The organism is Burkholderia vietnamiensis LMG 10929, assembly GCF_000959445.1.
Classification (GTDB): Bacteria; Pseudomonadota; Gammaproteobacteria; order Burkholderiales; family Burkholderiaceae; genus Burkholderia; species Burkholderia vietnamiensis.
The window spans coordinates 2,230,855-2,254,631 of the sequence record NZ_CP009630.1 but is presented as its reverse complement, the minus strand read 5'-3'; the positions used below and the strand labels follow the sequence as shown (position 1 = coordinate 2,254,631).

23 protein-coding genes and 2 pseudogenes are annotated in these 23,777 nt (G+C 67.9%); 10 read left to right on the top strand and 15 right to left on the bottom strand.

Features of this window, described 5'->3' with window-relative positions; all coding sequences use genetic code 11:
• The first annotated feature begins 17 nt into the window (after nt 1-17).
• Nucleotides 18-449, top strand: coding sequence for a nuclear transport factor 2 family protein (locus AK36_RS09920; protein ID WP_045578373.1), 432 nt, complete (start codon nt 18-20; stop codon nt 447-449).
• A gap of 21 nt (nt 450-470) precedes the next feature.
• Here the strand turns inward: AK36_RS09920 and trhA are convergent, their stop codons facing one another.
• The 6 genes from trhA to AK36_RS09890 all read right to left on the bottom strand — a co-directional run bounded on the left by trhA (nt 471) and on the right by AK36_RS09890 (nt 6,762).
• On the bottom strand, nt 471-1,091 hold the full coding sequence (gene trhA, locus AK36_RS09915; protein WP_011881066.1) for a PAQR family membrane homeostasis protein TrhA: 621 nt from the start codon (nt 1,089-1,091) through the stop codon (nt 471-473).
• 195 nt (nt 1,092-1,286) lie between these two features.
• Nucleotides 1,287-1,493: a YbdD/YjiX family protein gene (locus tag AK36_RS09910; RefSeq protein ID WP_011881067.1), complete on the bottom strand. Its 207-nt coding sequence runs from the start codon at nt 1,491-1,493 to the stop codon at nt 1,287-1,289.
• A 12-nt stretch (nt 1,494-1,505) separates the two neighbouring features.
• A complete protein-coding gene (locus AK36_RS09905) occupies nt 1,506-3,584 on the bottom strand; it encodes a carbon starvation CstA family protein (protein ID WP_011881068.1) in 2,079 nt (692 codons plus the stop codon).
• A 266-nt stretch (nt 3,585-3,850) separates the two neighbouring features.
• Nucleotides 3,851-4,279 carry a PRC-barrel domain-containing protein gene (locus AK36_RS09900; protein WP_011881069.1) on the bottom strand — a complete coding sequence of 143 codons (429 nt, stop codon included), beginning with the start codon at nt 4,277-4,279 and terminating at the stop codon, nt 3,851-3,853.
• A gap of 444 nt (nt 4,280-4,723) precedes the next feature.
• Nucleotides 4,724-5,854 (bottom strand): 3-deoxy-7-phosphoheptulonate synthase, encoded by a 1,131-nt coding sequence (locus tag AK36_RS09895; RefSeq protein ID WP_011881071.1) that lies wholly within the window; start codon nt 5,852-5,854, stop codon nt 4,724-4,726.
• Nucleotides 5,855-6,051: 197 nt separating this feature from the next.
• Nucleotides 6,052-6,762: a YceH family protein gene (locus AK36_RS09890; protein ID WP_034193414.1), complete on the bottom strand. Its 711-nt coding sequence runs from the start codon at nt 6,760-6,762 to the stop codon at nt 6,052-6,054.
• A gap of 807 nt (nt 6,763-7,569) precedes the next feature.
• On the opposite strand from AK36_RS09890, the gene AK36_RS09885 reads away from it, so the two are divergent.
• From AK36_RS09885 to AK36_RS09870, 4 genes and pseudogenes are all read left to right on the top strand, one after another.
• Nucleotides 7,570-8,334: an SDR family oxidoreductase gene (locus tag AK36_RS09885; RefSeq protein WP_034193415.1), complete on the top strand. Its 765-nt coding sequence runs from the start codon at nt 7,570-7,572 to the stop codon at nt 8,332-8,334.
• 7 nt (nt 8,335-8,341) lie between these two features.
• Nucleotides 8,342-8,677 (top strand): annotated as a pseudogene (locus AK36_RS09880) (cupin domain-containing protein); the annotation flags it as partial.
• Nucleotides 8,678-8,708: 31 nt separating this feature from the next.
• Nucleotides 8,709-9,446 (top strand): histidine utilization repressor, encoded by a 738-nt coding sequence (gene hutC / locus AK36_RS09875; RefSeq protein ID WP_011881076.1) that lies wholly within the window; start codon nt 8,709-8,711, stop codon nt 9,444-9,446.
• A gap of 283 nt (nt 9,447-9,729) precedes the next feature.
• The gene (locus tag AK36_RS09870; protein ID WP_011881077.1) at nt 9,730-10,593 is read left to right on the top strand and encodes a LysR substrate-binding domain-containing protein; all 864 of its coding nucleotides are present in this window, start codon (nt 9,730-9,732) and stop codon (nt 10,591-10,593) included.
• 21 nt (nt 10,594-10,614) lie between these two features.
• On the opposite strand, the pseudogene AK36_RS09865 reads toward AK36_RS09870, so the two are convergent.
• Nucleotides 10,615-11,135, bottom strand: a pseudogene (locus AK36_RS09865) (amidohydrolase family protein); the annotation flags it as partial.
• Between the two features lie 675 nt (nt 11,136-11,810).
• On the opposite strand from AK36_RS09865, the gene AK36_RS09860 reads away from it, so the two are divergent.
• Together AK36_RS09860 and AK36_RS09855 are read left to right on the top strand one after the other, a co-directional pair.
• Nucleotides 11,811-12,428 carry a LysE family translocator gene (locus tag AK36_RS09860; protein ID WP_011881079.1) on the top strand — a complete coding sequence of 206 codons (618 nt, stop codon included), beginning with the start codon at nt 11,811-11,813 and terminating at the stop codon, nt 12,426-12,428.
• A 110-nt stretch (nt 12,429-12,538) separates the two neighbouring features.
• Entirely contained in the window at nt 12,539-12,787 is a 249-nt protein-coding gene (locus AK36_RS09855) for a hypothetical protein (protein ID WP_011881080.1), read from the top strand.
• 121 nt (nt 12,788-12,908) lie between these two features.
• Here AK36_RS09855 and AK36_RS09850 read toward each other — a convergent pair whose 3' ends face one another.
• The 7 genes from AK36_RS09850 to pobA all read right to left on the bottom strand — a co-directional run bounded on the left by AK36_RS09850 (nt 12,909) and on the right by pobA (nt 19,964).
• Nucleotides 12,909-14,267, bottom strand: coding sequence for an MFS transporter (locus AK36_RS09850; RefSeq protein WP_011881081.1), 1,359 nt, complete (start codon nt 14,265-14,267; stop codon nt 12,909-12,911).
• Between the two features lie 237 nt (nt 14,268-14,504).
• A complete protein-coding gene (pcaC, locus tag AK36_RS09845; protein ID WP_011881082.1) occupies nt 14,505-14,891 on the bottom strand; it encodes a 4-carboxymuconolactone decarboxylase in 387 nt (128 codons plus the stop codon).
• 10 nt (nt 14,892-14,901) lie between these two features.
• Complete coding sequence (pcaD, locus tag AK36_RS09840) at nt 14,902-15,687, bottom strand: 3-oxoadipate enol-lactonase (RefSeq protein ID WP_045578372.1); 786 nt, start codon at nt 15,685-15,687, stop codon at nt 14,902-14,904.
• Nucleotides 15,688-15,703: 16 nt separating this feature from the next.
• A complete protein-coding gene (locus tag AK36_RS09835; protein ID WP_011881084.1) occupies nt 15,704-17,062 on the bottom strand; it encodes a 3-carboxy-cis,cis-muconate cycloisomerase in 1,359 nt (452 codons plus the stop codon).
• Between the two features lie 88 nt (nt 17,063-17,150).
• Nucleotides 17,151-17,807: a CoA transferase subunit B gene (locus AK36_RS09830; RefSeq protein ID WP_011881085.1), complete on the bottom strand. Its 657-nt coding sequence runs from the start codon at nt 17,805-17,807 to the stop codon at nt 17,151-17,153.
• A 68-nt stretch (nt 17,808-17,875) separates the two neighbouring features.
• Nucleotides 17,876-18,589 carry a 3-oxoacid CoA-transferase subunit A gene (locus AK36_RS09825; protein WP_011881086.1) on the bottom strand — a complete coding sequence of 238 codons (714 nt, stop codon included), beginning with the start codon at nt 18,587-18,589 and terminating at the stop codon, nt 17,876-17,878.
• Between the two features lie 142 nt (nt 18,590-18,731).
• Nucleotides 18,732-19,964 (bottom strand): 4-hydroxybenzoate 3-monooxygenase, encoded by a 1,233-nt coding sequence (gene pobA / locus AK36_RS09820; RefSeq protein WP_045578371.1) that lies wholly within the window; start codon nt 19,962-19,964, stop codon nt 18,732-18,734.
• 116 nt (nt 19,965-20,080) lie between these two features.
• Between pobA and AK36_RS09815 the strand changes: the two genes are divergently transcribed.
• The 3 genes from AK36_RS09815 (at nt 20,081) to AK36_RS09805 (ending at nt 22,551) form a co-directional block, all read left to right on the top strand.
• The gene (locus tag AK36_RS09815) at nt 20,081-21,007 is read left to right on the top strand and encodes a LysR family transcriptional regulator (RefSeq protein WP_041494033.1); all 927 of its coding nucleotides are present in this window, start codon (nt 20,081-20,083) and stop codon (nt 21,005-21,007) included.
• A 111-nt stretch (nt 21,008-21,118) separates the two neighbouring features.
• Nucleotides 21,119-21,748 (top strand): GTP cyclohydrolase I FolE, encoded by a 630-nt coding sequence (gene folE / locus AK36_RS09810; RefSeq protein ID WP_011881089.1) that lies wholly within the window; start codon nt 21,119-21,121, stop codon nt 21,746-21,748.
• Nucleotides 21,748-22,551: an SDR family oxidoreductase gene (locus AK36_RS09805; protein ID WP_045578370.1), complete on the top strand. Its 804-nt coding sequence runs from the start codon at nt 21,748-21,750 to the stop codon at nt 22,549-22,551. Before folE ends, AK36_RS09805 begins: the two co-directional genes overlap by 1 nt.
• Nucleotides 22,552-22,722: 171 nt before the next feature.
• On the opposite strand, the gene epsC is transcribed toward AK36_RS09805, so the two are convergent.
• Nucleotides 22,723-23,643 (bottom strand): serine O-acetyltransferase EpsC, encoded by a 921-nt coding sequence (epsC, locus tag AK36_RS09800; RefSeq protein ID WP_034193451.1) that lies wholly within the window; start codon nt 23,641-23,643, stop codon nt 22,723-22,725.
• Between the last annotated feature and the right edge of the window lie 134 nt (nt 23,644-23,777).

Below are 23,777 nucleotides of genomic sequence, written 5' to 3'. Positions count from 1 at the left end.
ACCTGAAGCAGCCCGCGATGACCGATACCGATACCCACGCGCAGCGCATCCATCACGACTGGCACGCCGCCGTCGTCGCGCGCGACCTCGACGCGCTGATGGCGCTGTATGCGCCCGACGCGATACTCGAAACGCCGCTGATCGTCGTCACGCTGCCCGAGCACGGGTCAGGTGTGCTCCACGGCAAGACGGCGATCGCCGCATTCTTCGCGGCCGGCCTGCGCGATCCGCGAAACCAGCTCGGACGCTGGTACCGCACCGACCAGTTCTTTTCGAACGGACGGCAACTGATATGGGAATATCCGCGCGCCACGCCGGACGGCGATCAGGTCGATCTCGTCGAAGTGATGGACCTGCGCGACGGGCTGATCGCGCATCATCGCGTCTACTGGGGCTGGGCCGGGTTCAACGCGCTGCGCAGCGCGGCGCCGGCGGACGGGCGCGCGTGACGCACGCCGTCCCGGTTGCGCTCACGCGACATACATCGCGACGCTGACGAACTGGCACAGGCTGCCGGCCAGCACGAACAGATGCCAGATGCCGTGCCCGTGACGAATGCGCTCGTCGTTGATGAAGAAGTAGATGCCCACGCTGTAGATGATGCCGCCGGCCACGAGCCACACGGTGCCCACCGGCGGCAGCGCATGCACGAGCGGACGGATCGCGACGAGCGCGAGCCAGCCCATCAGCACGTACAGCACCATCGACACGATGCGCGTGCGCCGCCCCAGCGTCAGTTCCTGCGCGATGCCGAAGGCGGCGAGCCCCCAGCTCACGCCGAACAGCGACCAGCCCCACGGGCCGCGCAGCGTGACGAGCGTGAACGGCGTGTAGCTGCCCGCGATCAGCAGGTAGATGGCCGCGTGATCGCACTTCTGCAGGATCGCCTTGAGCCGCGGCTTGCGTACGCTGTGGTACAGCGTCGAAATCGCGTAGAGCAGGATCAGCATCGCGCCGTACACGCTGAAGCTCACGATCTTGTACGGGTCGTGGTCGAGCGCGCCCATCGTCACCAGTGCGACGAGCCCTGCGATCGACAGCACCGCGCCGACGAGATGGGAAATACTGTTGAAACGCTCACCGGCATGCACGACGGATTCTCCTGCGCGGATTCATCGGAAAAGGCGGAGCCCTATGATACCGGCCGGCCGCGCGCGCGGCGCCGAACGCGGTCAAACGACGCGGTACGCGCGCGCCGTCCGCGCAAAGAAAAAGCGCCGCGAATCGCTTCGCGGCGCTTTCGGATCCGTCGACGGACCGCTACCGGCCGGCTGCGCCGGCCCGGTTCAGCAACACTTCCCTGCCCCGGACCCGTACCGCGCGTTCTGACGCTCGCGGAAGAATTCCTCGTAGGTCATCGGCTCGCGGTCCGGATGGGTGTCGCGCATGTGCGCGACGTAGGTGTCGTAGTCGGGCAGCCCGACCATCAGCCGCAACGCCTGCCCGAGGTAACGGCCCGCGCTGCGCAGGTCGCTGCCGAGATCGGTGAACATCGCGGCCTCCCGTCAGCGTCCGCTGCCGAGCGCCTGCGCGGCCGGCATCGGCTCGTACGGCGTCTCGCGCACGCTCGGCTTCGCCTCGCGGCGCGCGCGCAGCACGGCGAGCAGCCCGTACACCGCGATCGCCACGACGACGAAGATGAACAGCCCGGCCAGCGCCGCATCGACGTAGTCGTTGAAGATGATCCGCTTCATCTGCGCGAGCGACTTCGCCGGCGCGAGCACCTTGCCCTGGTCCACCGACGCCTGCAGCTTGGCCGCATGCGCGAGGAAGCTGACCTTCGGGTTCGCGTCGAAGATCTTCTGCCAGCCGGCCGTGAGCGTGCAGATCAGCAGCCATGCGGTCGGCACGATCGTCACCCATGCGTAGCGCTCGCGCTTCATCTTGAACAGCACGACGGTGCCGAGCACCAGCGCGATCGCGGCGAGCATCTGGTTCGAGATGCCGAACAGCGGCCACAGCGTGTTGATGCCGCCGAGCGGATCGACCACGCCCTGATACAGGAAGTAGCCCCACGCGGCCACGCACAGCGCGGTGGCGACCAGGTTCGCCGGCAGCGATTCCGTGCGCTTGAGCGCCGGGTGGAACGTGCCGAGCAGGTCCTGCAGCATGAAGCGGCCGGCGCGCGTGCCTGCATCGACGGCCGTCAGGATGAACAGCGCCTCGAACAGGATCGCGAAGTGATACCAGAACGCCATCATCGCTTCGCCGCCGATCACCTGATGCAGGATGTGCGCCATGCCGACGGCCAGCGTCGGTGCGCCGCCCGCGCGGGCGATGATCGTCGTTTCGCCGACGGCCTTCGCCGTCTGCGTGAGCATGTCGGGCGTCAGCACGAAGCCCCATTGCGTGACGGTGTTGGCAACCGCTTCCGGCGTCGAGCCGAGCACGGCCGCCGGCGCGTTCATCGCGAAGTAGACGCCCGGCTCGATCACGCATGCGGCGACCAGCGCCATGATCGCGACGAACGATTCCATCAGCATCGCGCCATAGCCGATGAAGCGCGCGTTGGTTTCGTTGTCGATCAGCTTCGGCGTCGTGCCCGATGAGATCAGCGCGTGGAAGCCCGACACCGCGCCGCACGCGATCGTGATGAACAGGAACGGGAACAGGTTGCCCGACCAGACGGGGCCGGTGCCGTCGACGAACTTCGTCAGCGCGGGCATCTTCAGTTCCGGCGCGACGACCAGAATGCCGATCGCGAGGCCGAGGATCGTGCCGATCTTCAGGAACGTCGACAGGTAGTCGCGCGGCGCGAGCAGCAGCCACACCGGCAGCACCGACGCGATGAAGCCGTAGCCGATCAGGATCCACGTAAGCTGCGTGCCGCTGAACGTGAACCATGCGGCGAGCGTCGGCGAATCGTGCACGGCCTGACCGAACGCGATCGACGCCATCAGCAGCACGAAGCCGATGATCGACACTTCGCCGATGCGGCCCGGGCGGATGTAGCGCGTGTAGATGCCCATGAACAGTGCGATCGGAATCGTCGCGGCGACGGTGAACGTGCCCCACGGCGAATTCGTCAGCGCCTTCACGACGATCAGCGCGAGCACCGCGAGGATGATCACCATGATCAGGAACGCGCCGAACAGCGCGATCACGCCGGGCACCGTGCCGAGCTCCATCTTGACGAGGTCGCCGAGCGAGCGGCCGTCGCGACGCGTCGAGATGAACAGCACGATGAAGTCCTGCACGGCGCCTGCGAACACGACGCCGCCCAGGATCCACAGCATCCCCGGCGTGTAGCCCATCTGCGCGGCGAGCACCGGCCCGACGAGCGGCCCGGCGCCGGCGATCGCGGCGAAGTGATGGCCGAACAGCACGTATTTGTTGGTCGGTACGTAGTCGAGGCCGTCGTTGTATTTGACGGCCGGCGTCATCCGCAGCCCGTCGAGCTGCATCACCTTGCTGGCGATGAAACGGCTGTAGAAGCGATATGCGATCAGATAGACACAGACTGCTGCGATCACGATCCACAGCGCGCTGACGCGTTCGCCGTGCGCAAGTGCGATCGTGCCGAACGCGAAGGCGCCGAGCAGCGCGACCGCGGTCCATAGCAAGGTACTGGAAGCCCGATTCATGGCGGTTCCTCGTCTCCTATGTGGTTTTAAGTGGATTCGGCGAGAGGTGTGACCGAACCCGCGTGACGTCGATGCGTCGCCGCGCACTGTTGTGCGGCGGTGGTCGGTAGTATTCCGTGCAAGGGGAAGGCGTACAAGCGCACAACTACGTATGCAGCGCTACGTAGAATTACGTAGATGCCAGCGGATGGGCGCTGGGCCGACGCGCGCGGCGACATCGCGCGCGCTCGGCCCGGCCCGGCACGTTGCGTACCGGGCGCGGAGGGTCAGTGCTTCTCGTCGACCTTGCGGGGCTTCGGCGGCGACGGCACCTTCGTGTACTGGAATGCCGGCGTGGCCTTCAGCGCGGCCTTCGTCGCGCCCGGCAGATAGATGTTGCCGTTGCGCACGTCGAGCGATGCGATCGGCACCGCGACGTCATGCGCGGCAACGCCGAGGAAGCCGCCGGCCGACACGATCGCCGCCGACACCGAGCCGTCCGGTGCGACGATCAGGTCGCGCACCGTGCCGACCTTCTGGTTCGCGTCGTTGTACACGGTCTTGCCGAGCACGCTTTTCTTCACGCTCCAGCCTTCGAGCAGCGCCTGCGATTGCTCGACGGTGACGCTGAGCGGCTGCGAGCCGGCGATCTGCGCGTGCGCGCTGACGCTGGACGCGAGGACGGTTGCTGCGATGAGGGTTTTATAGAACTTCATGCGTATTGCACTCCGGTTCGGTTGTTGTTGATTCCGGGAGCAAAGCGACGCGGGATAACGGCCGATCGGTGAGTACCGCGCGCTTCGTCGGACGCGTGACGGCCACACTCGCCGCCGCCGCGGGTGTGCATGACGAGCCGGCATGACCGGCCCGCAGCGTGCAACACGCGTTCATGGTAGCGGCATTCGCCCGATCGTGCGTTGAGCGTGCGACGCCGATGCGCATCGCGCTCGATGAAGATCAAAAGATCGTGCGCGGCGGCGTGGCGGAATCGCTGCTGCAGCGTCGAATTTGCGCGACGCGGCCTTCGTCGATGCGCTTGCCGCGATGCGAACGGCTCGGCGTCGCTGCGGACGCCGGGCTTGCGAAACGCCGATTCCTCGTGCGCGCTGGACGTCCTCGGGCTGCGGCAGAACTTCGCCGCGAGGTCCGATACGGACAGGTCACGCGTTGCGCGACGCGCCGCGGCGCTGCCGCACGGCTTGCGCGAGCACGTCGAGCACCGGCTCCGTCTGCGACCAGCTCAGACATGCATCGGTGATCGACACGCCGTACTTCAGCGGCACGCCCGGCTTCAGATCCTGACGGCCGGCCTCGAGATGGCTCTCCACCATCACGCCGATGATGCGCTGCTCGCCCTGCGACAGCTGGCGCGCGAGATCCTGCGCGACGTCGATCTGCCGCTCGTGCGACTTGTTCGAGTTCGCATGCGAGCAATCGACCATCACCTGCTCGCGCAACCCGCTCTTGCGCAGCACCGCGCAGCTCGCTTCGACGTGCTCGGCGTCGTAGTTCGGACCATTCTTGCCGCCGCGCAGGATCACGTGCGCGTCGTCGTTGCCGCGCGTCTCGAAGATCGCGGCCATGCCCATCTTCGTCATTCCCATGAACGCGTGGCTCGCGCGCGCGGCGACGATCGCATCGGCCGCGACCTGCACGCCGCCGTCGGTGCCGTTCTTGAAGCCGATCGGGCAGCTCAGGCCCGATGCGAGCTGACGATGGCTCTGGCTCTCGGTGGTGCGCGCGCCGATGGCGCCCCACGCGATCAGATCCGCGATGTACTGCGGGCTCAGCAGGTCGAGGAATTCGGTCGACGCCGGCAGGCCGAGCGCGTTGATGTCGAGCAGCAGCTGTCGTGCCGCGCGCAGCCCTTCGTTGATGCGGAAGCTGCCGTCCAGACGCGGATCGTTGATGTAGCCCTTCCAGCCGACCGTCGTGCGCGGCTTCTCGAAGTACACGCGCATCGTGATCAGCAGATCGTCCTGCAGCGCGTCGGCGGCGGCCTTCAGGCGGCGCGCGTACTCGAGCGCCTGGTCGTGGTCGTGGATCGAGCACGGGCCGACGACGACCAGCAGCCGGTCGTCGCGGCCGTGCAGGATGTCGCCGATCGCGCGCCGCGTGTCCTCGACGAGCGTCTGCGTGCCGGCCGGCACCGGCAGCTCGTCCTGCAGCAGCGCGGGCGAGATCAGCGGGCGCACGGCGCCGATGCGGACGTCGTCGATGCGGGTCGTGTCTTGCGTCGCGTCGGCGCTGCCTACCTCGCGATCGTGGGAGGGATTGTCGAGGTTATGCATGGAAATTCTCCGCGGTACATCCGAAATGATGGGCAAGCGCGATTATGGCATTCGAGCAAGGCCGTCTATGCGTCGCCGTGTCGTCTCGGCGACGCGTGCGCCATGCGCGATGCGCGACGCCGGCGGTTGAAGCGGCTGCGCGCCGGGCGCGCATCCGCGCGCATCGGCATGCTGCGCGCGCGGCCGACGCGTGATGCTCAGCCGGCGTCGCCGGGCGCGTCGACGTCGATGCCGAGCTCGGTCGCCATGCGCTGAACCAGCGCATTCAAGCGCGCCACTTCATCGGCGAGCCGCTTCTGCTCGGCCTTCAGCGCCTCGAACTCGGACGGCGGAACGGCATCCGCGCCGCCGCCCGCGTCCGAACCGGCGAAGTCGGCGAGGTTCACGTCGCCGCACATCAGGTGCATCCAGCGGTTCTCGCGCGCACCGGGCGCGCGCGGCAGCCGCACGACGAGCGGCTGTGCGCGCGCCGCGAGCTCGTCGAGGAATGCCTCGACCGACGAGATGTCGGCGAAGCCGTGCAGGCGCGCGCTGTTCAGGCGCAGCTCGGCGGCCGTCTGCGGACCGCGCAGCAGCAGGATCGTCAGCAGCGCGATCGCCTGGCTCGGAATCCCGAGCACGCGGTTCATGTTGTGCTCGAAACGCGGCACGCGGCTGCTGCTGCCCTCCATCACGAGGCTCAGGTGCTTGAGCCCGTCGAGCGCGGCCGTGACCTCGTCCTCGCCGACGCTCATCACCGGCGAGCGCGCGGTTTTCTGGTTGCAGCCGGCGGTCAGCGCGTTCAGCGACAGCGGATAGGTGTCCGGCACCGTGTGCTGCTTCTCCACGAGCACCCCGAGAATGCGGGCCTCGAGAGGCGTGAGTTCGCGCAGGGCGCGGGGCGTGGGCAGGTCCGGCGTGGTGTTCATGATGGCGTCGCAACGTGCAGCGGGTGAAGGGAATCGGTGGCTCGCCGGTCCGGCGGCGCGGACGGGCGAGCCATATGATAGCTCGCGCGGTGACGCGCGGCGCGCGTGCGGGGCACGGCGCGCCGACTTGCCGCAGCGGGGGCGTGCGGGCGGTATGGCGGGTGGGGGATGGTGGGATGTTCGTTGCTGTGGATTCTGGCTGCGGGCGGCGCCGTGCCCTTGTGCCCTTGTGCCCTTGTGCCCTTGTGCCCTTGTGCCCTTGTGCCCTTGTGCCCTTGTGCCCTTGTGCCCTTGTGCCCTTGTGCCCTTGTGCCCTTGTGCCCTGGCGTCGCTGCGTCTCTGCACTCCGGCGTATTCGCCCTTGCGCCCTTGCGCCCTTGCGCCCTTGCGCCCTTGCGCCTTTGCGCCTTTGCGCCTTTGCGCCTTTGCGCCTTTGCGCCTTGCGCCTTGCGCCTTGCGCCTTGCGCCTTGCGCCTTTGCGCGTTGGCGTTGGCGTTGGCGTTGGCGTTGGCGTTGGCGTTGGCGTTGGCGTCGGCGTCGGCGTTGGCGTTGGCGTTGGCGCATTGGCGCATTGGCGCATTGGCGCGTTCGTGCGTTCGTGCGTCGGTGCGTTTGCCCGTTTGCCCGTTTGCCCGTTTGCGCGTCGCGCACGCCGGCGCTACGATACGCGTCACGCGTCGCGACGCTGCGCGATCCGCTCGCGCATTCGCGCCGGCGCATCGGCGCATCGCCTGCCGTGCCGCCGCGCCTCCGCTCCGCACGTTCGCGCCCCTGTTCGCTCCCTCATCCGCACACTCGCTCACCCCCATGAATGCAACCGCTTGCGCACCCAGCGTGCGCGCCATCGTCACCGGACATACGCGCGGCCTCGGCGCATCGCTCGCCGAACAATTGCTGCAGCAGGACATCGCCGTGCTCGGCGTATCGCGCAGCCGGCATCCGTCGCTCGCCGCAACAGCCGGCGATCGCCTTGTCGAGACCGAACTCGACCTGTCCGACACCGCGGCCGTGGCTGCCTGGCTCGCCGGCGGCGCGCTGCGCAGCTTCGTCGACGGCGCATCGCTCGTCCTGCTGTTCAATAACGCAGGCGTCGTCGATCCGATCGGCCCGCTGGCCGCGCAAGACCCGGCGCTGGTCGCGCGCGCGGTCGCGCTGAACGTCGCCGCCCCGCTGATGCTGTCGGCCGCGCTCGTGCAAGCCGCAGCGGCGCCGACCGAATGCCGCGTGCTGCACGTGTCGAGCGGCGCCGCCCGCAACGCATACGCGGGCTGGAGCGTCTACTGCGCGACGAAGGCCGCGCTCGATCACCACGCGCGCGCCGTCGCGCTCGACGCGAACCGCGCGCTGCGGATCTGCAGCGTCGCGCCGGGTGTCGTCGACACCGGCATGCAGGCAACGATCCGCTCGACCAGCGAAGCCAACTTCCCGATGCGAGAAAAATTCGACGCGCTGAAAGCGAGCGGCGCGCTGTCGACGCCCGACGAGGCCGCGCGGCATCTGATCCGCTACGCGCTCAGCGACGCGTTCGGCGCCGAGCCGACGGCCGACGTCCGCAACCTGCCGGCCGGCTGAGCCGCACACCGTCACGCGTGCCGGCGAGCGCACGGCAATGGGAGCGGCCGCCGGCCACGACGCGCATCGCCCCAAAAGCATCGCCGCCGGCCTCGCGCCGAAGAAGACGCTGCCGTTCGTCGTACCGCCGCTGCACGAATTCGTGGCGTCGACGTTTCGCGAGCACGAACGCAGGGAATTCCCGTTCGTCCACAAGGGGCGCGTCGAGATCGAATTTCCCAACGAGACGGTGCAACTCGCGACCGGCGATTCAGTCTATTTCAACGCACTGATCCCGCACCGCACGCGCAGCGTCGGCACCCCGCAGGCGGAGATCCTGGTCATCGTCAGTCACGACGGCTAGCGTCGTCACTTCTACGCGCGAGGATCCACCGATGGTCACGAAGGCCACCGCACCGTTCCAGCAGATCAAGACGCTCGTTCGCCGGAACGTCGCGTCGGGCGAATGGCGCACGGGCGAGCGCATTCCATCCGAGCTCGATCTCGCCGCGCGCTTCGGCGTCGCGCGCATGACGGTCAATCGCGCGCTGCGCGAGCTGACCGAGGAAGGCGTGCTCGAGCGGATCTCCGGCGTCGGCACCTTCGTCGCCGAAGCGAAGCCGCAGTCGAACCTGCTGATGATCGCGCACATCCGCGACGAGATTCGCGCGCGCGGCCACGAATACCGCTGTCGCGTACTGAGCCGCGCGCGCGAGCCCGCGTCGTTCGACGTGGCCGCCGCGTTCGGGCTCGACGTCAACACGCCGGTCTTTCACGTGGTGTGCGTGCACGAGGAGAACGGCCGCCCGATCCAGCTCGAGGACCGCTACGTCAATCCGGCCGCCGCGCCCGGTTTCATCGATCAGGATTTCGAAGTCGAGCCGCCGTCCGAATACCTGTTCAACAACGTGTCGCACCACGAACTCGAAATCGAGCACGTCGTCGACGCGTCGCTGCCGACCGGCGAGCAGGCACGGCTGCTCGACATGCCCGCCGACGAGCCGTGCCTGACGCTCACGCGTCGCACCTGGACGAACGGCTTACCCGTCACGTTCGTGCACTTCGTGCATCCGGGCAATCGTTACCGGCTCGGCTCGCGCTTCAAGCCGGGCGCCGGCCGACACCAGACCTGAAGCGGTCACCGCGCCGAGCAACTTATGCCTGGCCGCTAACGCGCGGTTTCCGGGGCGTTCAGTGTCGACCGATCCGTCGTATCCCGCTACATCGACGCACCGCGCGCTTCCGCCAGAGGCGGCCGCCGAGCGCGCCCATCCAGCGCACGCGCCAGCGCTGCGTTGAAGTGCGTAATGGCGTGCAGCCTCCACATCAATCGCGGTTGCCGACACGCACCGGCCATGTTAAAAATCGCCCACCGATAGTTGAAAATGAAATGCGGCGATCCAAACAAGTGCGGAAATGAATAGACCCCTGTTCGACCTCGACCTGCTGCGCGCGCTCGTGATGGTCGCGGATTGCGGCAGTTTCACGACGGCCTCCGCACGGCTGCATTCGACGCAGTCGACCGTCAGCCAGAAGGTGCGGCGGCTCGAGGAGATCGCCGGACACCGGCTGCTCGACCGCGGCACGCGCGACGTCCGGCCGACCGACGCGGGCGTGACCGTGCTGAGCTACGCGCGCCGCATGCTCGCGTTGAACGACGAGATGCTCGAAGCGCTGACGGGCGCCACCGTCGCGCTGACGATCCGGCTCGGCGTGCCCGACGATTTCGCGGCGGGCCGCACGACGCACGCGCTCGCGGCGTTCAAGCGCGATCATCCGCAGGTGAAGCTGGAAGTCACGTGCGGGCTGAGCCGCGACGTCAGCGCCGCGTACGATCGCGGCGAGCTCGACCTGGTGCTGATCAAGCAGCGGCGCGGCAGCCGCGAGGCGGTCGTGCGCTGGCCCGAGAAGCTGCGCTGGATCGACAGCGCGCGGCATCCGTCGATCGATCTCGATCCGCTGCCGATCGTCGCGTTCCCGCCGCGCGGGCTTTATCGCGACGACATGATCGAGGCGATCGAGGCACGCGGCCGGCGCTGGCGCATCGCGTTCACGACGTCGAGCCTGAGCGGCATCCAGGCGGCCGTCGCGGACGGCCTCGGCATCAGCGTGCTGCCCGCGCGCGCGGTCACCGACGAGCACGTCGTGTTGACCGCGACGCAGGGCTTCGCGCCGATCGAGAACATGGACATCGCGATCCTGCACCGGCCGACCGCCGATCCGGTGGTCAATGAACTGACGAAAGCGCTGGCGACGATGCTCGAGCACGAGCAGCACTAAGCGCGTGCGGCGGCGTTGCGCTCAGAGCAGCACGCCGTCGCGCGCGACGATCTTCCCCGACGAGACGACGAGCCGCCGCAGCGGCCGCGCGACTACGGCTTCCGCGAACGTCGCCGCATCGACGAGCACGACGTCGGCGCGCTTGCCGGCCTCCAGGCCGTAGTCGACGAAGCCGCAGCCGCGCGCGCCGCCGTGGGTCACGCAGTCGAGGCGACTTCGAGCGCGTCGTCGCGCCGGAAATCGTTGCGCATCGCGATCAGCATCGCGCGCTCCAGCATGTCGGGCGAACCGAACGGCGTCCACGTATCGCGCACGCCGTCGTTGCCGCCGATGACCGTCACGCCCGCCGCGCGGCACGCGGCGACCGACGGCACCGGCACCGCGGCCGGCGCGGTCGTGACGATCGCGACGCGCAGCTCGGCCATCCGCGCGAGCAGCGCGTCGCGCTCGCGTTCGGCGAGGTCGCCGAGGCAGAAGCCGTGGCTGATCGTGACCTTGCCGCGCATGCCGAGCGCGGCCGTGCGTTGCAGGATCAGGTCGAGCTTCGGCTCAGCAGCCAGGCCAATGCCCTCGAGGTATGCATGCATGTACGCTTCGAGCGTGTGATGACACGGCATCGTGAGCGCTGCGCCGATCTACGTGAACGAAAACACCATCAACGCGATCCGCGCGCGGTCACGCAGCCCGACCGGCATCCTCACATCGATACTGTCGAGCAGTTACTCCGCTTCAGTCGCGTCGAGCACTGGCATCTTGCCCTGCTTTGTGGTGTAGGTCGGGCCCTTCACCGGCGCGGCGGGACGTACGGCCCATCTTGGCCGGTGACGAGCCCGTCGAACATGTGACAGATCGCTGCCATGCGCTGCTTGACGGTTGTGATCGACGATGCTTTGTGCGCGGGCGAAATCGCACGTTGAATGGCGGATGAGCGCCTCCGATGTGACAACGTCGATCAAACATTGCGTCATATACCACCGATCATTTTCTGCCCGCCGATATGGATCACATCCCTTGCACGTGGAAGGTAGCCAATTATTCAAAGACAACTTATTGAGACTGCGGACATCTTTTCTGACAGACAACATTCGGCGAAAGAGCACACGCAGACAACAACCACCCGTACCGGCAATCGTCAATCCAACTGTACCGGTACTGTACATAAACCCGTCGCTACACTGACTCCATCCCAGCCTCGAACACGAATGGAGAACTTCGCGATGGAATTCCTCACCCTCAGCGCATTGCCGGCCGGCATGCTGTTCGCGCTCGTCACGTCGATCACGCCAGGCCCGAATAACACGATGCTGCTCGCGTCCGGCGTCAACTTCGGTTTCCGCCGCACGATGCCGCACCTGTTCGGCATCAGCAGCGGCGTTGCGATCCTGATGCTCTGCGTCGGCTTCGGCCTCGGCGAAGCGTTCCGCCGCGTGCCGTTCCTGTATACGATTCTCGAAGTCGCGAGCGTCGCCTATCTGCTGTATCTCGCATGGCGAATCGGCACGTCCGGGGAGGTAAAGGCGCACGGCGCGAAGCCGCGGCCGATGACGTTCGTCGAAGCCGCCGCGTTCCAGTGGGTGAACCCGAAAGCGTGGATGATGGTGCTGACCGCCGCGACGACGATCCGCCTGTCAGCCGACTACGGCATGAACGCCGCGTGGATGGCCGTCGTGTTCGTCATGATCGGCTTTCCGTGCATCAGCCTGTGGGCCGCCTTCGGCCAGGGCCTGCGCCGCTTCCTGTCGAACCGCCGCGCGCTGCGCATCTTCAACGTCACGATGGCCGCGCTGCTGGTCCTGTCGCTGTATCCGCTCGTCATCCACTTGCTACCGCAGTAAGCACTCACAAGTGCGCCCGTTGAGCTTCGTGCGGCGCAGGCGTACCCTTCGCGTACGGGCGCGTGCAGCCGCTTAGGCGGCTGCACCGCTGCTCTGCACGGAGGTTGTCGATGAAGCCACTGCTGAAGGCCGGCGAGCATATCGAAGGCATGCACTGGGTCGCCGAATATCGCCCGCTCACGCACGACATCCGCGTGCTGCGCGAAAACGTCGAAGTGGGCACGTACTGCGCGCCGCCGACACTGTTCGGCGACGAAGCCGAAATAGGCGCCGCCAGCCACATCGATCATCGCAGCCAGGAGGCGGCGCTGCGCGCGTATCTGCGAAATTTCGTCAAGGAACACGACGCCGAGGAATAGCGGCGCACCGGCCGCAATAGCGACGGGCCGCCGAAGCGGCCCGATCCGTCGTCGGCCGTCGCTCACCGCGCCGGCCCGCGCCGCACCAACGAACCCGGTGCGTCGCCCGCCACGCTCGCGGTCAATGCCCGAGCGACTCGACCTTCCCGGCCGGTTGCGCGGCGCCGTGCGGCCGCGCCATCTGCTTGATGAGCAGCGCGACGCATGCGAGCAGGCCGGCCACCGCGATCGTCGCGAACACCGACGCGAACGAGAAATGCCGGCGCGTCAGTTCCGCGACGAGGAACGACCCGGCAATCCCGCCGAAGCGTCCCACGCCCAGCATCCATGCGACGCCCGTGCCACGCCCCTCGGTCGGGTAGAACGCGGCGGCAAGCGCCGGCATCGACGACTGCGCGGTGTTCATCAGCACGCCCGCGACGAACACGACCAGCACCAGCAGCCCCACATTGCCGGCGGCCTGTCCGATCGCGTACACGCTGATCGCGGTCAGCGCGTAGCAGACGGCGATCACGCGGTTCGCGTTGAAGCGGTCCATCAGCACGCCGCACAGCACCGCGCCGACGCCGCCGAGCGGGAACAGCGCGGAAATCAGCGTCGCGCTCTTCGGCGCGAGGCCGGCATCCTTCAGCAGAATCGGCATCCAGTTGATCGACGCGTAGAAGATGACGAGCCCCATGAAGTACGCGACCCACAGCATCACCGAGCCGGCGAGGTACGCGCGCGACATCACGACGCCGAGCCCCTTGCCGCCCGTCTGCGGCGCCGTTTCGGTCAGCGCGAACGAGCCGGCATTCAGCGCATCGCGCGAGATGCGCGCGAGCGTCGCGCGAATACGCTCGACGCTGCGGCCGTGCGCGACCATGAAGCGCACCGACTCGGGCATCTTCAGCAGCAACAGCACGCCGAGCAGCAACGGCGTCACGCCGCCGAGCAGCAGCACGCTGCGCCAGCCGAAATGCGGAATCATCCACGCCGCGAGAAAACCGCCGAACGCGGCGCCGAGCGGAAAACCGCAGAACATCAGATTGATCACGGTCGCGCGGCGCTTGTCCGGGCAGAACTCACCCATCATCGTGACGGCGTTCGGCATCGCGGCGCCGAGGCCGACGCCGGTGATGAACCGCAGCACCGTCAGGTGCCCGATGGTGGTCGAGAAGGCGGAAGCGAAGCACGCGACGCCGAACAGGAACACCGAACCAAGCAGCAGCGAACGCCGCCCGAGGCGGTCGGACAGCGGACCGGACACGAGCGCGCCGCACGCGAGGCCGAACAGCGCGGCGCTCAGCACCGGCGCGAGATCGGGCTTGCTGAGGTTCCATTCGCCGAGCAGCGACGGCGCAATGAAGCCGATCGCGGCCGTATCGAAGCCGTCGAGCAGCACGATCACGAAACACATGAGGAACACGAGCCACTGAAAACCACCGAACGGCTGCTCGTTGATGAAGGTCTGAACATCGACCACGGGGGTGCGATTCATCGCTAGTCTCCTTGTCGGCCGACGCTGCGCTTCGGCGCTCGCTTCGGTCCGCTCCTGCATTGATATGGATGCAACACGCGCGGCCTCCCGACCGCGCCTTTCCTTCGCTCACGCACCGGTACGCTGCCGGCGCGTTCATTGCTCGTCGTGCTTATCGTACTTATTGTGCTCGTCACGCTGCGCCGGCCTCGGCGCGGCGCGCGAGCGAAGCGGTGCCGGCGCGCGCGCCGGCCTCGCCTATGCGGCGGCGTCCTGCTCCTTGAAGATCTTGTCGGCGAGATGAAACGCCGAGTTCGCGGCCGGCACGCCGCAGTAGATCGCGGTCTGCAGCAGCACTTCCTTGATTTCGTCGCGCGTCACGCCGTTGTTGCGCGCCGCGCGCAGGTGCAGCGCAAGCTCCTCGCCGCGGTTCAGCGCGACCATCATCGCGATGGTCAGCAGGCTGCGCGTATGGCGCGGCAGGCCGTCGCGCGTCCAGATCTCGCCCCACGCGTAGCGCGTGATCAGGTTCTGGAATTCCTCGGTCACTTCGGTGCGGTTTTCGAGCGAGCGATCGACGTGCGCGTCGCCGAGCACCGCGCGACGCACCTTCATCCCCGCTTCGTAGCGTTGCTGGTCGTCCATCGTCGGCGCCTCACGCGGTCAGGAAGTCGAGCAGCGCGCGGTTGAAACCGTCGGCGCACTCGATGTTGGAAATGTGCGCGCCGTCGAATTCGACGTGACGCGCTCCGGGAATCGCGGCGGCCAGCGCACGGCCCTGGTCGGGCGGCGTCGACATGTCCTTCGCGCCGGTCACGACGAGCACCGGCAGCGCAATGCCCTTCACTTCGTCGCGCAGGTCGGCTGCATTCAGCGCGTCGCAGTTCGCCGCATAGCCGTCCTTGTCGGTATGCACGAAGGTGTCGCGGATCGCGTCGAACAGGCGCGGCTCGCGTTCGACGAACGCGTCGGTGAACCAGCGCGGCAGCACCGCATCGGCGAGCGCGGCCATCCCTTCGGCGCGCGCCTTCTGCGCACGCGGCGCCCACACTTCCGGCGAACCGATCTTTGCGGACGTGTTGGCGAGCACCGCCCGCGCGATACGCGCCGGAAAGCGCGCGGCGAGCGCGGCGCCGGTCAAGCCGCCCATCGAGATCCCGCAGAAACAGGCGCGCTCGATGCCGACATGGTCGAGCAGACCGATCACGTCGCCTGCGAGCTGATCGATCGTGTACGAGCCGGCCGGCGCTTCGGAATGGCCGTGGCCGCGCGTGTCGTAGCGCAGCACGTTGAAGTGCTGCGTGAGCGGGCGAATCTGCGGCGCCCACATCTGCAGATCCGCGCCGAGCGAGTTCGAGAAGACGAGCCACGGCGCGTCGGCGCGCGCGGCACGGTCGATCCGGTAATGCAGTTTCACGCCGTTGACAGTGGCGAAAGGCATCTCTTGGTTCTCCTGGTTATTGCGCGCCCGCGTGCAGCGCGAGCACGGCGTCGACGTAGGCGTGCGCCTCGCCGACGTAATGAGCGGGATCGAGCAGCTGCGCGAGCGCGTCGCGCGACAGGTGGGCGGATACGGCCGGATCCGCCGCGAGCACGTCGAACAGCGTCGCGCCGGTGCGCACGGCCTGCTTCGACGCATGCTCGACGACATGGTGCGCATCGAGCCGGCCGATCCGGTCGCCGAGCGCGAGCATCACGGCTTCGCCGAGGATCAGCCCGTGCGTGACGTCGAGGTTCGCGGCGAGGCGCTCGGTGTTGACGTCGAGGCCCGCGGCGATCTGCGCGATCTGCGCGAGCGCGCCGCCGGTCAGGCGCGCGAGGTCGGGCAGCGCGTCCCATTCGGCCTGCCAGCCGCCGAGCGCGCGCTCATGCTCCTGCACCATCGCCGCGAACACGGTCGCCACGAGGTTCGGCGCGCGCGTCGCGGCGGTGAGCACCGCCGCGCAGCCGACCGGGTTGCGCTTGTGCGGCATCGTCGACGAGCCGCCTTTGCCGGCCGCCGCCGGTTCGCCGAGCTCGCCCACTTCGGTCTGCATCTGCAGCGACACGTCGCGCGCGATCTTGCCGAGCGTGCCGACGAGCATCCCGAAACACGACGCGGCTTCCGCGATGCGATCGCGCTGCGTATGCCACGGCACGGCCGGCAGCGCGAGCTTCAAATCGGCCGCGAGCGCGGCGCTCACGCCGGCCGCGTGTTCGCGCAGGCTCGCGAGCGTGCCGGCCGCCCCGCCGAACTGCAGCACCAGCGCGCGTTCGCGCAATTCGGCGAAACGCGTGCGATGACGCAGCAGCGCATCGAGCCATTGCGCGAACTTGAGGCCGAGCGTGATGGGGAGCGCCTGCTGCAGCCACGTGCGGCCGATCATCGGCGTCGCGCGATGCGCGCGAGCGAGCGTCGCGAGCGACGCGCACGCTTCGTCGAGCAGCGGCTCGAGCACGTCGAGCGTGTCGCGCAGCTGCAGCACGGTCGCGGTGTCGATGATGTCCTGGCTGGTCGCGCCCCAGTGCACGAACTTGGCGGCTTCCGGGTCGTCGGCCTTCACCAGCGCGGTGAGCTGCTTGACGAGCGGAATCGCCAGATTGCCGCCGAGCGCGGCGCCCTGTGCGAGCGCGTCGCCGTCGAGCCGGCCGGCGTCGCAGGCGCGTTCGATCGGCGCGACCGCCGCCGCGGGAATCACCTGCTGCGCGGCGAGCGCACGGGCGAGCGCCGCCTCGACGTCGAGCATCCGCTGGATCGTCGCGCGCGGCGACCAGATCCGGTTGAGCGGCTCGGTGCCGCAGATGAGGGAAGTGAGGCGGGCGCTGTCTTCGAGCATGGCGTCAGAGTGGAAAAACGGCGTGCGGCTATTGTCTACCGAAGCGGGTCGGCGTGCGATCGAACGCGCACGCCGGCCCGCTTGCCGTTCAGGCCGCCGCCTTGCGCGTCGCGTCGATCAGCGGCACGCCGGTCAGCTTGCGCAGTTCGTCGAACGACAGGTCGGTGAAGATCTCGCTCACCGCGAGACCGTCGGCCGTCACGTCGAGCACCGCGAGATCCGTATAGATGCGGCTCACGCACTGCACGCCCGTCACCGGATACGAACACTGCGCCACGATCTTGCTCTCGCCCTGCTTCGTCAGGTGCTCCATCATCACGAACACCTGCTTCGCGCCGATCGCGAGGTCCATCGCGCCGCCGACGGCCGGAATCGCGTCGGGCGCGCCGGTATGCCAGTTCGCGAGGTCGCCGTCCGCCGACACCTGGAACGCGCCGAGCACGCAGTAGTCGAGATGGCCGCCACGCATCATCGCGAACGAATCTGCATGGTGAAAATACGCGCCGCCGGTGAGCAGCGTCACGTGCTGCTTGCCGGCGTTGATCAGTTCGTCGTCCTCGGCGCCGGGCGCGGGCGCCGGGCCCATCCCGAGCAGGCCGTTCTCGCTGTGCAGGAAGATTTCCTTGCTCGGATCGAGGTGGTTCGCCACCAGCGTCGGCACGCCGATGCCGAGGTTCACGTACGCGCCTTCGGGGATGTCCTGGGCGACGCGCTTGGCCATTTCATCGCGGGTCAGTCGTTTCATTTCGGTTCTCCTGTCGACCGGCGCGGGCGCTGCCGCGCGAACGCCGGTCCCATACGAGGTTCGGGCCGTCAGGCGGCTTGCGAGGCGCGTTCAGCAGCCAGCTCGGCCGCATGCGCGGCTTGCGGCACTTCGACGACGCGCTGCACGAAAATGCCCGGCGTCACGATGTGTTCCGGGTTCAGCGCGCCGAGCGGCACGACTTCCGACACCTGTACGATCGCGACCTTCGCCGCGCTGGCCATGATCGGCCCGAAGTTGCGCGCCGTCTTGCGATAGACGAGATTGCCCCAGCGGTCGCCCTTGTACGCCTTCACCAGCGCGAAGTCCGCATGGATCGGCGTTTCGAACACGTACGACTTGCCGTCGATCACGCGCGTTTCCTTGCCTTCGGCGAGCTTCGTGCCGAAACCCGTCGGCGTGAAGAAGCCGCCGATGCCGGCGCCGGCCGCGCGGATCCGCTCGGCGAGGTTGCCCTGCGGCACGAGCTCCAGCTCGATCTCGCCCGCACGGTACAGCCCATCGAACACCTGCGAATCGCTCTGGCGCGGAAACGAGCAGATGATCTTGCGAACGCGCTTGGCTTTCAGCAGCGCCGCCAGCCCCGTCTCGCCGTTGCCCGCGTTGTTGTTGACGATCGTCAGGCCGCGCGCGCCCTGCTCGATCAGCGCGTCGATCAGCTCGGACGGCATGCCCGCCGTACCGAAGCCGCCGATCATGATGGTCGCGCCGTCGTGAACGTCCGCCACCGCCGCTTGAAGCGATTCGAAAATCTTGTTGACCATGTCTCTTCCTGATACGAACCCGCGGCACGATGCGCGGCCTGTCGAAGTGACACGCGGAGCGCGTGCCGCGCCGCAGGCCGTCGTCGACCCTCGGCTTTTGTTCGACTATCGAACCTTGATTCGATTAGCGAACGATTGCCGATCATAGAGTCGCGCACAGCGCGTTGTCAAGGCGGGTTGCATCGGAGGCGAGCTGGTCGTCGAACGGCAGGCCGACGTAGTTTTCGGCGAGCGACTGCGCGGCGGCCCGCGAGCGCGTCACGTACTTCAGCTCGGCGAACTTCAGGCGATTGACGAACGGCGAATCGTCGGGCGACGAATGCAGCATGTTCGTCATGAAGTAGGAGAAATGCTCGGCGCGCCAGATGCGTTCGAGGCAGGTCGCCGAGTAGCGCTCGAGCGGCGCGGCGTCGCCATCGCGGTAGCGCGCGCCGAGCGCGCGGGACAGCACGCGCACGTCGGCGACCGCGAGGTTCATCCCCTTGGCGCCGGTCGGCGGCACGATGTGCGCGGCGTCGCCGGCGAGGAACAGCCGGCCGTGCTGCATGGTCTCCGACACGAAGCTGCGCATCGGCGTCACGCTCTTCTGCGTGATCGGGCCTTCGGTCGGCGTCCAGCCGGTGTCGTTCGAGAAACGCGTGTGCAGCTCGTCCCAGATGCGCGCGTCGGACCATTCGGCGAGGTCTTCGTCGGGCCGGCATTGCAGATAAAGGCGCGTGACCGTCGGCGAGCGCATCGAGAACAGCGCAAAGCCGTTGTCGTGATGCGCGTACACGAGCTCGTCGAGCGACGGCGCCGCATCCGCGAGGATGCCGAGCCACGCGAACGGATAGACGCGTTCGAACGTGTTCAGCTTCTCGGCGGGGACCGTCTGCCGCGCGATGCCGTGAAAGCCGTCGCAGCCGGCGATGTAGTCGCAGTCGATGCGCTCGGCGCGGCCGTCCGCGTGGGTGAACGTGACGAACGGACGGTCGCTCTCCACGTCGTGCAGCGCCACGTCCGAGACGTCGAAGTGCATCTGATGGCCGTGCGTATCGCCGGCCGCGATCAGGTCGCGCACGACCTCGTGCTGGCTGTAGACGGTGATCGCGCGGCCGCCGGTCAGCCCGCTCAGGTCGATCCGGTGACGCTGGCCGGAAAACAGCAGCTCGATGCCGTGATGTTCGAGCCCCTCGCGCCGCATCCGGTCGCCGAGGCCGGCTTCGTTCAGCGTGTCGACCGTTCCCTGCTCGAGCACGCCGGCGCGAATGCGGTTCTCGCAGTATTCCCGCGAGCGGGCTTCGACGAGGATGGAATCGACGCCTTGCAGGCGCAGCAGATGGGAAAGCAAAAGGCCGGAAGGACCGGCGCCGATGATGGCGACCTGGGTGCGCATTGTTCGTCTCCTGAACATTAATTCGAATCGTGGAACACATTTCAGCGCTTTCCCGACTATCCGGCAACGCGATTCAGCGGATATGTTCTATTCATTTTCAAGATATTGGCCCGGCGATGGACGCGCTCGATCTGAACCTGATTCCCTATCTCGTCGCGCTCGACGACACGCGCAACGTGAGCCGCGCCGGCGACCTGCTCGGCGTGAGCCAGCCGCGCGTGAGCACGGCGCTCGGCCGGCTGCGCGCCTACTTCGGCGATCCGCTGTTCGTGCGCACGTCGCGCGGGATGGAGCCGACGCCGCGCGCGCTGGCATTGCTGCCGGCCGCGCGCGACGCGCTCGCGCAGATCGAGCGCGGCCTGGTCGCGCCGCACGACTTCGATCCGGCAGCGAGCATGCATACGTTCTCGATCGCGCTGTCGGACGTCGGCGAGATCGTGTTCCTGCCGAAGCTGCTGCAGGCCTTCGCGAGCCTGGCGCCGCACGCGAACCTGCGTTCGGTATCGCTGTCGCACGACGAAGTGGGCCGCGGGCTCGAAGCCGGCTCGATCGATCTGGCGGTCGGCTATTTCCCCGATCTCGACGGCAACAACTTCTTCCAGCAGCGGCTGTTCACGCACCGGTTCGTCTGCCTGATGCGGCGCGGCCATCCGCTCGAACACGCGCGCCCGCTGACGATCGAGCAGTTCCTCGGCTGCGGACATGCGGTGGTGCGCGCCGAAGGCCGCAGCCAGGAAGTGCTCGAGAAACACCTCGCGAAGCAGCGCATGCAGCGCCGCGCGGTGCTCGAGACGCCGCACTTCATGAGCCTGCCGTTCATCCTGAGCCGCACCGACCTGATCGCGACCGTGCCGCATGCGATCGGCTACGCGTATGCGGCCGAGCACGCGTTCATCGTGCCGGTCGAGCCGCCGCTGCCGCTGCCGCGCTTCGACCTGAAGCAGCACTGGCATCGCAAGTTCCACAACGATCCGCGCACCGCGTGGCTGCGCGGCGTCGTCGCGTCGCTGTTCAACGACGAGCAGGACGAATGGCCGAAGTAGCGGACGCCCACGGCAGGCGGTACGCACGTACGCACGGGCGGCCAAAGCATGAAACAATGTCCGGATATCCGCGCCGCCGCTGGCGGCCGCATTCGATGGAGCGATCAGAAGATGGGTAAGAAAACCACGCGGCCCGAACCGGCCGCCTCCCGGCCGACCCGGGAAGAAGCCGAGGATGCCGTTCGCGTGCTGCTGCGCTGGGCCGGCGACGATCCGGCCCGCGAAGGCCTGCTCGACACCCCGGCGCGGGTCGTGCGCGCATACGAGCAGTTCTTCGCCGGCTATGCGCTGGAGCCGCGCGACATCCTCGCGCGCACCTTCAGCGAAGTCGACGGCTACGACGAAATGATCGTGCTGAAGGACATCCGCTTCGAGAGCTACTGCGAGCATCACATGGTGCCGATCATCGGCCGTGCGCACGTGGCCTATCTGCCGAACCATCGCGTCGTCGGCATCTCGAAGCTCGCGCGCCTCGTCGATGCCTTCGCCAAGCGCCTGCAGATCCAGGAAAAGATGACCGTGCAGATCGCCGACACGCTGTTCGACGTGCTGCAGCCGAAGGGCGTCGGCGTGATCCTCGAAGCCGCGCACCAGTGCATCTCGACGCGCGGCGTGCACAAGCCCGGCGTGGAAATGGTCACATCGCGCATGCTCGGCACGTTCCGCACCGATCCGTCGACGCGGCGCGAATTCCTGTCGATCGTCGCGAATCCTTCTTCAGTCAACCTCACCAACACGTAATGCAGCCCCGGAAGCAAGCGGCGAACACGCCCGTCGTGCTCGTGACGGGCGCCGCGCGCCGGGCCGGGCGCGCATTCGCCGAGTATTTCGCCGATCACGGCTACCGCACCGCGATCCACTACGATCGCTCGGCCGACGCCGCCCATACGGCGGCCGGCGCGATCGCCGAACGCGGGCACGATTCAGTCGCGCTGCAGGCCGACCTGTCGGATGCCGCGCAGATCGGCGCGCTGATCGATCAGGTGTATGCGCGCTTCGGCCGCCTCGACGTGCTGGTCAACAACGCGTCGGTGTTCTGGCAAGACCATTTTCCGAGCTTCGAACTCGCGGCGTTCGATCAGGCGTGGGCCGTGAACTGCCGCGCGCCGATCCTGCTCACGCGTGCCTTCTACGAGCGGGCGCGCGCGGCCGGCGCGCAGGGCGTCGTGGTCAACGTGGTCGATCAGAAGATCAAGGAGAACTTCCACCGCGACCACTTCAGCTACACGGTCGCGAAGGCCGCGCTCGGCAACCTCACGCAGATGCTCGCGCTTTCGTCGGCGCCGGTGCTGCGCGTGAATGCGGTGTTCCCGGGGCTGATGCTGCCGAGCGACGATCAAACGCAGGCCGACTTCGAACACGCGAGCCGCGCGTCGACGCCGCTCGCGCGCATCGCCGGCCCCGACGACGTCGCGAGCGCGATCCTGCTGCTCACCGGCAGCGCCTACAACGGCGTGGATTTCGTCGTCGATGCGGGGCAGAACCTGATCCGCGTCGATCAGGACGTGCTGTACAAGCATCGATCGCCGGCCGGCAAGCATTGACGCCGGAGGAGCGGCGGCGCAGCGCGCTGCCCGCAGCCGCTGCCAGCCGGGAGCCGGTATCCGGGATGAAACGCATGTCGCTTCGCTGACCGCGAGGCCGGTCGTCGGCCGCCGCGCCGGCCGCTGCGTCGGATGTCGCGCGACCGCGCGCGGCCCCGCTCGCCCGCCGCGTTACGGCTTCTCGGCGCTGCCGCCCTCGCGGACCTTGCCCTGCGCGACGCTCGTGCCGGGCGGCACGCTGTGCGTGAGCCACACGTTGCCGCCGATCACCGAGCCGCGCCCGATCGTCACGCGGCCGAGAATGGTCGCGCCCGCATAGATCACCACGTCGTCCTCGACGATCGGATGGCGTGCGTTGCCCTTCACCAGCGCGCCGTCGCCGTCGGCCGGGAAGCTCTTCGCGCCGAGCGTGACGGCCTGGTACACGCGCACGCGCTCGCCGATGATCGCGGTTTCGCCGATCACGACGCCGGTGCCGTGGTCGATGAAGAAGCTCGGGCCGATCTGCGCACCGGGGTGGATGTCGATGCCGGTGGCCGAATGCGCGATCTCGTTGATGAAGCGCGCGAGCAGCGGCACACCGAGCTGGTGCAGCGCATGGGCGAGCCGGTGGTGCATCATCGCGAGCACGCCGGGATAGCAGAGCAGGATCTCGGTGATGTGCTGCGCGGCCGGATCGCCCGCGTACGCCGCCTGGATGTCGCTCACCAGCAGCGCGCGAATCGACGGCAGCTGCCGCCCGAACTCGCGTGCGATCTCGAACGCGCGTTCGTCGAGTGCCACGAACGGCGTGTCCGCGTGCTCGGGCAGGAACGGCAACGCACGGCGAATTTGTTCGGAGAGGATCCGCAGCGTGCTCTCGAGCGTATGACCCACGTAATAGTCGACGCTTTCGTCGGTGAGATCCGGCGCGCCGTAATGCGTCGGAAACATCGACGCGCGCAGGCCGGTCACGATCTTGCAGATCGCGTCGCGCGACGGCAGTTCACGGATGCCGCGCGGATGGCGGGTGCGATGCAGTTCCTCGCGCGATTCGCGCAAGCCGGCAACGATTTCTTCGAGGCCCCACTGACGGGCGGGTGATGTCGACATATGCCAATGCAGGCGGCCGCGCATCGGCGCGGCCGCTCATGAAGTAACGGGTTCCGCAAGATTACCGCGTTTTCGATCGGCGGCGGCACGCCAGGGTATCGGCCGGATGGCCGACGCGATTGCCGCCCTGCGAC